This window comes from Pseudomonas sp. NPDC089534 (genome assembly GCF_044749305.1).
Lineage (GTDB): Bacteria > Pseudomonadota > Gammaproteobacteria > Pseudomonadales > Pseudomonadaceae > Aquipseudomonas > Aquipseudomonas ekonensis.
The window spans coordinates 1-9478 of record NZ_JBIVHR010000147.1 but is presented as its reverse complement, the minus strand read 5'-3'; the positions used below and the strand labels follow the sequence as shown (position 1 = coordinate 9478).

Sequence of the window (9478 nt, the reverse complement as noted above, 5' to 3'; positions counted from 1 at the left end):
GATCGCCTCGACCAGGGTTTCAACCACACCCTTGATCGATTCGGTCACCACCGGGGTGGTGTCGTACGGGAACACCACTTCCATGCCTTGCGGGAAGAACGGCTTGAGGTCGTCGATCGTCTTGCGCAGGGCCTTGGCGGTGTCCAGGGCGTTGGCGCCGTTGGCCAGCTTGACCGCAAGGCCGGAGGCCGGGCTGCCGTTGAACTGGGCGCTGATCGAGTAGTTCTCGCCGCCCAGGCCGACGTCGGCGACGTCTTTCAGACGCACCTGGGAGCCGTCCTTGTTGACCTTGAGCAGGATTTCCTTGAACTGCTCGGCGGTCTGCAGACGGGTCTTGCCGATGATCGTGGCGTTCAGTTGCTGGCCTTGCACGGCCGGCAGGCCGCCCAACTGACCGGACGATACCTGGACGTTCTGCGCCGCGATGGCGGTCTTCACGTCGACCGGGGTCAGGTTGAAGTTGTTCAGCTTGGCCGGGTCGAGCCAGATGCGCATCGCGTACTGGGCGCCGAAGACCTGGAAGTCACCTACGCCGGCGGTCCGCGAGATCGGATCCTGCATGTTCGACACGATGTAGTTGGACAGGTCGTCCTTGGTCATGCTGCCGTCGCGCGACACCACACCGATCACCAGCAGGAAGTTCTTCACCGCCTTGGTGACGCGGATGCCCTGTTGCTGCACTTCCTGCGGCAACAGCGGGGTGGCCAGGTTCAGCTTGTTCTGGACCTGCACCTGCGCGGTGTCGGAGTTGGTGCCTTGCTCGAAGGTCGCGGTGATGGTCATGCTGCCGTCGGAGTTGCTTTCCGACGACACGTAACGCAGGTTGTCGATGCCGTTGAGCTGCTGCTCGATCACCTGCACCACGGTGTCCTGCACGGTCTGCGCGGACGCACCCGGGTAGGTCACCTGGATCGCGATGGCGGGCGGCGCAATGCTCGGGTACTGGTTGATCGGCAGCTTGAGGATCGAAAGGGCGCCGACCAGCATGATCACCAGGGCGATCACCCAGGCGAAGATCGGGCGGTCGATAAAGAATCTTGACATGGATTACTCCCCTTTGCCGCCGGCGGCCTTGTCGGCTGCCTGAGCGGGGGCCGGGTTCTTCGCGCCGACGTTGGTCGCTTCGGTCGGGTTGACCACCGCGCCCGGACGCACGAACTGCAGGCCTTCGGTGATCAGGCGGTCGCCGGCCTTCAGGCCGTCTTCGACCAGCCACTGGCTGCCGACGGTGCGGCTGGCCTTGAGCTGGCGCAGCTCGACCTTGTTGTCGGCGCCGACGACCAGCGCGGTCGGGGTGCCCTTGAGGTCGCGGGTCACGCCTTGCTGCGGCGCGAGGATCGCGGCGCTGTTCACGCCGGCCTGCAACTGGGCGTGGACGAACATGCCCGGCAGCAGGGTGTGTTCCGGGTTCGGGAACACGGCGCGCAGGGTCACCGAACCGGTGGTCTGGTCCACCGACACTTCGGAGAATTCCAGCTTACCGTCGAGCTTGTACTGGCTGCCGTCTTCCAGGGTCAGCTTGACCGCGGCGGCGTTGTCGCCGGCCTTTTGCAGACGGCCGCTTTCCAGTTCGCGGCGCAGTTCCAGCAGTTCGACGGAAGACTGCGTCACATCGACGTAGATCGGATCCAGCTGCTGGATCGTCGCCATCGCGTCGGCCTGGGCGTTGCTCACCAGCGCGCCTTCGGTCACCGAAGAGCGGCCGATGCGGCCGGAGATCGGCGCGTAGACCTTGGTGTAGCGCACGTTGATCTGCGCGCTCTGCAAGGCGGCTTCCGATTGCAGGCGGTTGGCCACGGCGGTGTCGTATTCCTGGCGGCTGACGGCTTGTTCGTCGACCAACTGCTTGTAGCGGTCGGAGATCGACTTGGTCGAACGCAGGTTGGCTTCGGCGCTCTTAAGGGTCGCCTCATAGACCGACGGATCGATCTGATACAGCTGCTGGCCGGCCTTGACGTCGCCGCCTTCCTTGAACAGACGCTTGAGAATGATGCCGTTGACCTGCGGGCGGACCTCGGCGATGCGGAACGCACTGGTGCGCCCCGGCAGTTCCGAGGTCAGGGTGAAGGTCTGGGGTTGCAGGGTGACGACGCCGACCTGAGGAGGAGGGGCGGCGGGCGCCGCCTCTTCCTTTTTGCATCCGCTGAGCAGCGATGCCAGGGCGACGGCAGTGACCAGAGCGGTAACAGCTGGCTTGAATTGCATGAAGATCCTCGGGTCAGGCGCGCAAAAAGCGCACAAGAAAGGTGGAAGGGTAAAAAAGGGATGCCGGGTGGATAAGTAGCTTGCTAAGGAATATACTTACGTTCATGGTTGTTTGTAAACACCTTGACTGCGTACCCACCCTGTTACAAAAGTCGTCGCAAGGTTCGAAATTGTAGGCCGGGGCTGTCGATCCACGAGAGATCACCCCCTTTTCATTCAGCGGATATTCAGCCATCCCTGAAACATCCTGTTTGAGGTTTTACTGCCATGGTCCGTCGCACCAAAGAGGAAGCTCAAGAGACCCGGAGCCGGATACTCGAAGCGGCCGAGCACGCGTTCTACGAGCGTGGCGTGGCCCGCACGACGCTGGCCGACATCGCGACGCTGGCCGGTGTCACCCGCGGCGCCATCTACTGGCATTTCAGCAACAAGGCCGATCTGCTCCAGGCCATGCTCGACACGTTGCGCGAGCCGCTGGACGAGCTGGCCCGGGCCAGCGAAAGCGAGGACGAGGTCGACCCGCTGGGCTGCATGCGCCAACTGCTGGTTCATTTGTTCCATCAGATCGCGCTGGATCCGAAGACCCGGCGCATCAACGAGATTCTCTTTCATAAGTGCGAGTTCACCGATGAAATGTGCGACCTGCGCCAGCAGCGTCGGGCGGCCAGCCTCGAATGCAACGTGGGCATCGGGCTGACCCTGAGCAATGCGGTCAAGCGCGGGCAGTTGCCGGCCGACCTCGACACCGCCCGGGCCGCCATCGCGATCCATGCCTACATCGACGGCCTCCTGTATCAGTGGCTGCTGGCGCCGGACAGCTTCGAGCTGCAGGGCGAGGCCGAGCGTTGGGTCGATGCAGGGTTGGACATGCTGCGCCTGAGCCCCGCCCTGCGCAAATGAAACAAAATGCGTATTTGGATCAGCGTGTGTCAATCAAGGAGGCCGATGAAGATCCCTGTTCATTGGCCCCGCTGCCTAGGAGTGCTTTTATATACGCCTGCGGCGGGGGTTGATACATAGCGGGCTACGTATTTTGTAGGGATTTTGTTGCGCAGCTGTGAAGGTGTGTGAGGCGCGTCGCGAACGCGCAAGAAAAAGCCCCGGCTCTGACGAGTCGGGGCTTTTGCGTTTCTGCGGTGCGGCTTACAGGGTCGGGTAGTCGAGGTAGCCGACCGCGCCCTTGCCGTAGAACAGTTCCGGACGCGGCTCGTTCAGCGGCGCGTCAGCCTTGAGGCGGGCCGGCAGGTCCGGGTTGGCGATGAACGGGACGCCGAAGGCCACCGCGTCGGCCTTGCCGCTGGCCAGCCACTGGTTGGCGCTGTCCTTGGTGAAGCGCTCGTTGGCGATGTAGGCGCCGCCGAAGGCTTCCTTGAGCTGCGGGCCGAGGCTGTCGGCGCCTTCCTTCTCGCGGGAGCAGATGAACGCGATGCCGCGCTTGCCCAGTTCACGCGCCACGTAGGTGAAGGTTTCGGCGAGGTTGTCGTCGCCCATGTCGTGGGAGTCGGCGCGCGGCGCCAGGTGCACGCCGACGCGGCCGGCGCCCCAGACGTCGATGGCGGCGTCGGTCACTTCCAGCAGCAGGCGGGCACGGTTTTCCAGGGAGCCGCCGTACTGGTCGGTGCGCTGGTTGGTGCTGCTCTGCAGGAACTGGTCGAGCAGGTAGCCGTTGGCGCCGTGGATCTCCACGCCGTCGAAGCCGGCGGCCTTGGCGTTCTCGGCACCGGTGCGGTAGGCCTCGACGATCTCGGCGATCTCATCGGTTTCCAGGGCGCGCGGGGTGACGTAGTCGGACAGCGGACGCACCAGGCTGACATGGCCTTTGGGCTGCAGGGCGCTCGGGGCGACCGGCGTCTCGCCGTTCAGGTACGACGGGTGGGAAATGCGGCCGACGTGCCACAGTTGCAGGACGATCTTGCCGCCGGCGGCGTGCACCGCCTTGGTCACGTTGGTCCAGCCGCGCACCTGGTCGTTGGACCAGATGCCGGGGGTGTCCGGGTAGCCGACGCCCATCGGGGTCACCGAGGTGGCTTCGCTGAGGATCAGGCCGGCGGAGGCGCGCTGCACGTAGTACTCGGCCATCAGCGCGTTGGGCACGCGGCCTTCGTCGGCGCGGCAGCGGGTCAGCGGCGCCATGATGATGCGGTTGGACAGTTCCAGGTCGCCCAGTTTGATCGGATCGAAAATCGTTGCCATGAGATACAACCCTCGTGAGGTGAAAAATGAATCAGTTTGCAGCCGGTGCCAGTTCGGGATTGCCGTTCTGGCGGAAAGTGATCAGGGTCGCCAGCAGGGCGAGCACGGCCAGGGCGGCGGCGGCCAGGGGCACGCTGGTCAGGCCGTAGCCGTGGGCGATGACGCTGCCGCCGACCCAGGCGCCCAGGGCGTTGCCGACGTTGAAGGCGCCGATGTTCAGGGTCGAGACCAGGTTCGGGGCCGCCTTGCCGAAGGTCACCACATTGACCTGCAGTGCCGGTACGGCCGCGAAGCAGGCGGTGGCCCAGAGGAACAGGGTGATTTCGGTGGGGATCAGCGCGACGCTGGTCCAGGTCAGCACGGTGGAGGCCGCAGCCATGGCGATGAACACGCCGATCAGCGTGGCGGCCAGGCCCTTGTCGGCCAGCTTGCCGCCGATGATGTTGCCGACGGTCAGGCCTAGGCCGATGAGCATCAGCGTCCAGGTCACGCCGCGGGGCGAGACGCCGGTGACTTCGCCCAAGAGCGGCGCGACGTAGGTGAACAGGGTGAACACCGAGGCGGCGAACAGCGCGGTCATGCTCAGCGACAGCCAGATGCCGGCGCCCTTGAGGGCGGCGAGTTCGGCGCGCATGTCGAGCTTTTCCTCGTCGCGCTTGGCCGGCAGGAAGCGCACCAGGCCGAGCAGGGCGACGACGCCGATCACGGTCACGGCCCAGAAGGTCGAGCGCCAGCCGGCTTCCTGACCGAGGGCGGTGCCCAGCGGCACGCCGAGGACGTTGGCCAGGGTCAGGCCGGTGAACATCAGGGCCACGGCCGAGGCGCGCTTGTTGGCCGGCACCAGGTTGGCCGCGACCACCGAGCCGATGCCGAAGAAGGCGCCGTGGCACAGGGCGGTGATGACCCGCGCCAGCATCAGCACGTTGTAGTCGCCGGCCACCGCACACAGCAGGTTGCCGACGATGAAGATGCCCATCAGTGCGATCAGCGCGGCCTTGCGCGGCAGGCGGGCGGTGGCCAGCGCCATGAACGGCGCGCCGATGGCCACGCCCAGGGCGTAGCCGGTCACCAGCCAGCCGGCGCCGGGGATCGACACGCCCAGGTCGGCCGCCACATCGGGCAGCAGCCCCATGATGACGAACTCCGTGGTGCCGATGGCGAAGGCGCTCAAGGCGAGTATGAGAAGCGGGATGGGCATCGTGTTTTCCTTTTGGGCCGACTGACGTTAAGGGTCAGAGCTCTTTGCCGAGTGTTTCGAGGAACGCCTGGATCACGTCCTCGTTGCGTTTGAAGAAGTGCCACTGGCCGACCTTGCGGCTGCTGACCAGGCCGGCGCGCTGCAGGGTCGCCAAGTGGGCGGATACGGTCGACTGCGACAGGCCGCAGCGTTGGTCGATCTGCCCGGCGCAGACGCCGTGCTCGTTGCTGTGGGACTGGTCGGGGAATTCGACGGTCGGGTCTTTCAGCCAGTGCAGGATGTCTCTGCGTACCGGGTGCGCCAGGGCTTTTATGATTTCGTCGAGGTTGAGGTTCATGGTCGGGTGCTCGTGACGTGTAGCGTTATATCGCGATGAGGCGAACTTTAAATCGGTATTTCGCGATATACCAATATGAATTCGATCTGACGACCGCATAAATCGGTATATCGGGTTATAACGATATTGTGGTTGTGATCCAGCAAAGGAGCAGTGCTAAGCTGCGCCCATGAACTATCTCGCACATTTGCACCTCGGAGGCCAGCGCCCCGGACAATTGCTCGGCAGCCTGTACGGCGATTTCGTCAAAGGACCGCTGCAAGGGCAGTACGCGCCGGAGATCGAGGCCGCCATCCGGCTGCACCGGCAAATCGACGTGTTCACCGACCGGCACCCGCTGGTGGGGACGGCGCTGGACCGCTTTGCCACGACCCGGCGACGTTATGCGGGCATCGTCCTCGACGTGTTCTTCGACCATTGCCTGGCCCGTGACTGGACGCTGTACGCGGACCGGCCGCTGGAGCATTTCACGTCCGACGTCTACCGCACGCTGTCCGGCGAACGGCAATTGCCGGAGCGCCTGGCGAAGATCGCCCCGTACATGGTGGCCGACGACTGGCTGGGTTCGTACCGAGAGTTCGAGGTGCTGGAGCAGGTGCTGCGGGGGATTTCCCGGCGGCTGAGCCGGCCGGAGGAACTGGCGGGGGCGATGGACGAACTGCGGCGGCTGTATGAACCGCTGAGCGAGGACTTTGCGCTGTTCTATCCCAAGCTTCAGGACTTCGCGCAGACCCCGCCGACATCATGAACCACCTGTAGGAGCCAGCCTGCTGGCGATGGTGGCCCGTCAGTCGATGCCTATGTGACTGATCCGGCCCTATCGCCAGCAGGCTGGCTCCTACAGTGGCGTATGGCCTCAGGCGGCAATCAGGTCGCCGGCACGGCTCGGTTCGGCCGGCTTGGCCACATCGCCGAACAACGCCTTCTGCACCGCCTGCTGCGCCTCGAACGCCAGCGCCGCGCGCTCGCGCCCCTGGCAGGCAATCGGCTTGAGCAGGTGGATCTCCACCTCGCCGCAGTCATGGCTGAACAGGCGCATCAGGTGCGACAGCAGGTCGTCGTCGCCGATGAACGGCGCCAACGGGTCGATGTGGCCATCGCGCAAGTAACGGATCGCCACCGGTTGCAGCTTCACCTCGGAGTCGATGGCCGCCGACAGCAGGCGCCCGTGGAAGGTGCGCAGCGAACGGCCGTCGGTGGTGGTGCCTTCCGGGAACATCAGCAGCGGATGTTCGGCTTGCAGGTGGCGGGTCATCTGTTTGCGGATCAGTTGGCTGTCGCCCGAACCGCGGCGGATGAACAGGCTGCCGGCCTTGGCGGCCAGCCAGCCGGCCACAGGCCAGGTGCGCACTTCGGCCTTGGACAGGAACGACAGCGGCGTGAGCATGCCCAGCAGCGGAATGTCGGTCCAGGACACATGGTTGCTGACCCACAGCATCGGTTGCTTGGGCATCTGGCCGTGGACGGTCACGCGAAAGGGCAGGGCGTTGCTCAGGCGCGCCATGAAAAAACGCGACCAGCGCTGCCGGCGCACCATCGAATGGGCCAGGCCCAGCCGCTCGAACACCCCGAACACGCTGGCCATGCACAGGCCCAGCGCGACCACCAGCAGCACCCGCGCGATCCGCGCGTACACCCGCAGGCGGCCCATCACACGGCCGCCTTGAAGTGCTTGGCGTAGCGCGGGCAGAGTTCGTCGCGCTTGAGCAGGATGAACACGTCCGCCACCTGGAAGTCTTCGTCCCAGCACGGCTCGCCGCAGATCTTCGCGCCCAGGCGCATGTAGGCCTTGAGCAGCGGCGGCATTTCGGCGATCACGTTGGAGGGGATATCCAGCGACGGCAGCGGATTCTTCGGTTCGGCGCGCAGGTGCTCGGTGCACAGGTAGCGTTCGCGCAGGCGCTGCATGATCGCGTGGGCCTGCACGCCGCCGTCCTGCATCGGGATGCTGGCGCAACCCATCAGGTAGCTGTAGCCGCCCTGGTTCAGCACTTCGGCCAGTTCGCCCCAGAGCACGGCGATGGTGCCGCCGTTGCGGTAGGCCGGATCGACGCAGGTGCGGCCGATCTCCAGGATCGGGCCTTGCAGGCCGGCGAGGCCGTGCAGGCTGAATTCCTCTTCGCTGTAGAAGCGGCCCAGGCTGCTGGCGGCGGTGTGGTCGAGCAGGCGGGTGGTCGCCACCAGGCGCCCGGTGTTCAGGTCACGCACGCCGATGTGGCTGCAGTGGACATCATAGTCATCCATGTCCAGGCCCAGCTCCGCGCCCTTCAGCTTGGCGTTGAATTCGCCGCTGAACACGTTGAAGCGCAAGGCCTGGGCTTGCTGCAAGGCCTCGGCGCCGATCAGGCGTTCGGCTTGCAGGCGGCGTTCATTGCCGGTTTCGCTGATGCGGGCGATCTGAGTCATGTGAGTCTCCGTGCGGGCCGTTCACCCGCCATGGGTTGCAGCCGATCGACTTTCTTTATGCCGCCGTGTTGGGCAAAGTCAGGCTATGTAGCCCCGGTGTCATCGCCATGAATGTTTGGTGATGCTTGTATGACAGCCCTCAAGGAGCCTCCTATGCCCTGGCCGACCCTGCTCGAATGCCGTGAACGAATGCCCGCCGTGCCTGACCTGAGGGAAGGTTTCGCGATGCTGCTGCATCAGTTGGGCACCGTGACCCCGTTCGAACTGGCGGTGGCCGGCGGGCGGCGGATGGCCACGCCGGGCCTGGCGTTCCTGGTGGGCTACCAGGCGGCCCTGCGCATGCTCTGGCCGAGCGCGCCGCCCAGCCTGGGCGCCCTGTGTGCGACCGAACAGCGCAGCCTGCGCCCGGCGGACATGCAGACCCGGCTCACGGACCTGCGCCTGAACGGACGCAAGGATTTCGTCACCGCCGGCGACGCCGCCGACTGGCTGCTGATCGCCGCGCGCAGCGAAGCGCCGGGTGAGGCGCCGCGCCTGAGCCTGGCGGTGGCGTATCCGGACGAGCCCGGTGTGCGCGTGGAAACGCTGCCGGCCCTGCCGCTGATGCCGGACATCAGCCACGGTCGCCTGCATCTGGAGGACGTGGTCTGTGAGCTGCTCGCCGGGGATGGCTGGGATGCCTACGTGAAGCCGTTCCGGACGATGGAGGACATCTACGTGCTGAGCGCGATGACCGCGTGGCTGTACGGCGTGGGCCAGGACAGCGGCTGGCCGCAGGCGCTGCAACTGCGGCTGGTGGCGTTGCTGGCCGGGTGCGCCGAAGCCAGTCGCTTACCGCCGGACAGCCCGGCGGGGCATGTGGTGCTGGGCGGGCTGTTCGCGCAGTTCGACGCCCTCCAGCCTGAGCTGGATCATGCACTGGCCCAAGGGGCGCCGGAGTGGGCGGCGATGTGGGCGCGGGACCGGTCGGTCATGCAACTGGCGGCGGGGGCCCGGGCCAAGCGGTTGGCCAAGGCCTTGGCGGCGGGCTGACCGCAACCCCTGCATGCAGCCAAGCCCCTGTGGGAGCCAGCCTGCTGGCGACAGCGGTCTGGCAGACACCTCAATGCCGGATGTGCCGCCGTCATCGCCAGCAGGCT

At 65.7% G+C, this 9478-nt stretch carries 9 protein-coding genes and 1 pseudogene; 3 read left to right on the top strand and 7 right to left on the bottom strand.

The genetic code is table 11. From position 1 onward, the window contains the following. Nucleotides 1-1044: pseudogene (gene emhB / locus ACIP0B_RS27030) on the bottom strand (efflux RND transporter permease subunit EmhB); the annotation flags it as partial. Nucleotides 1045-1047: 3 nt separating this feature from the next. Next, the gene (gene emhA, locus ACIP0B_RS27025) at nucleotides 1048-2205 is read right to left on the bottom strand and encodes an efflux RND transporter periplasmic adaptor subunit EmhA (RefSeq protein ID WP_085581719.1); all 1158 of its coding nucleotides are present in this window, start codon (nucleotides 2203-2205) and stop codon (nucleotides 1048-1050) included. A 267-nt stretch (nucleotides 2206-2472) separates the two neighbouring features. On the opposite strand from emhA, the gene ACIP0B_RS27020 reads away from it, so the two are divergent. Continuing rightward, complete coding sequence (locus ACIP0B_RS27020) at nucleotides 2473-3105, top strand: TetR family transcriptional regulator (protein WP_400837942.1); 633 nt, start codon at nucleotides 2473-2475, stop codon at nucleotides 3103-3105. Between the two features lie 243 nt (nucleotides 3106-3348). On the opposite strand, the gene ACIP0B_RS27015 is transcribed toward ACIP0B_RS27020, so the two are convergent. From ACIP0B_RS27015 to ACIP0B_RS27005, 3 genes are read right to left on the bottom strand one after another with little or no spacing between them, the layout of a single operon-like run. Next, the gene (locus ACIP0B_RS27015; RefSeq protein WP_085581723.1) at nucleotides 3349-4398 is read right to left on the bottom strand and encodes an alkene reductase; all 1050 of its coding nucleotides are present in this window, start codon (nucleotides 4396-4398) and stop codon (nucleotides 3349-3351) included. A gap of 31 nt (nucleotides 4399-4429) precedes the next feature. Continuing rightward, the gene (locus tag ACIP0B_RS27010) at nucleotides 4430-5596 is read right to left on the bottom strand and encodes an MFS transporter (RefSeq protein ID WP_400837938.1); all 1167 of its coding nucleotides are present in this window, start codon (nucleotides 5594-5596) and stop codon (nucleotides 4430-4432) included. 34 nt (nucleotides 5597-5630) lie between these two features. Then, nucleotides 5631-5933 carry a helix-turn-helix transcriptional regulator gene (locus ACIP0B_RS27005; protein WP_085581727.1) on the bottom strand — a complete coding sequence of 101 codons (303 nt, stop codon included), beginning with the start codon at nucleotides 5931-5933 and terminating at the stop codon, nucleotides 5631-5633. A 169-nt stretch (nucleotides 5934-6102) separates the two neighbouring features. On the opposite strand from ACIP0B_RS27005, the gene ACIP0B_RS27000 reads away from it, so the two are divergent. Continuing rightward, nucleotides 6103-6681 (top strand): ACP phosphodiesterase, encoded by a 579-nt coding sequence (locus tag ACIP0B_RS27000; RefSeq protein ID WP_400837935.1) that lies wholly within the window; start codon nucleotides 6103-6105, stop codon nucleotides 6679-6681. 108 nt (nucleotides 6682-6789) lie between these two features. Here the strand turns inward: ACIP0B_RS27000 and ACIP0B_RS26995 are convergent, their stop codons facing one another. Together ACIP0B_RS26995 and olsB are read right to left on the bottom strand one after the other, a co-directional pair. Next, nucleotides 6790-7584, bottom strand: a complete 795-nt coding sequence (locus ACIP0B_RS26995) for a lysophospholipid acyltransferase family protein (protein WP_400837932.1) — start codon at nucleotides 7582-7584, stop codon at nucleotides 6790-6792. Further along, nucleotides 7584-8339: an L-ornithine N(alpha)-acyltransferase gene (olsB, locus tag ACIP0B_RS26990; RefSeq protein ID WP_217893317.1), complete on the bottom strand. Its 756-nt coding sequence runs from the start codon at nucleotides 8337-8339 to the stop codon at nucleotides 7584-7586. Before olsB ends, ACIP0B_RS26995 begins: the two co-directional genes overlap by 1 nt. 153 nt (nucleotides 8340-8492) lie before the next feature. Between olsB and ACIP0B_RS26985 the strand changes: the two genes are divergently transcribed. Then, the gene (locus ACIP0B_RS26985) at nucleotides 8493-9371 is read left to right on the top strand and encodes an acyl-CoA dehydrogenase (RefSeq protein WP_400837928.1); all 879 of its coding nucleotides are present in this window, start codon (nucleotides 8493-8495) and stop codon (nucleotides 9369-9371) included. Nucleotides 9372-9478 lie beyond the last annotated feature (107 nt).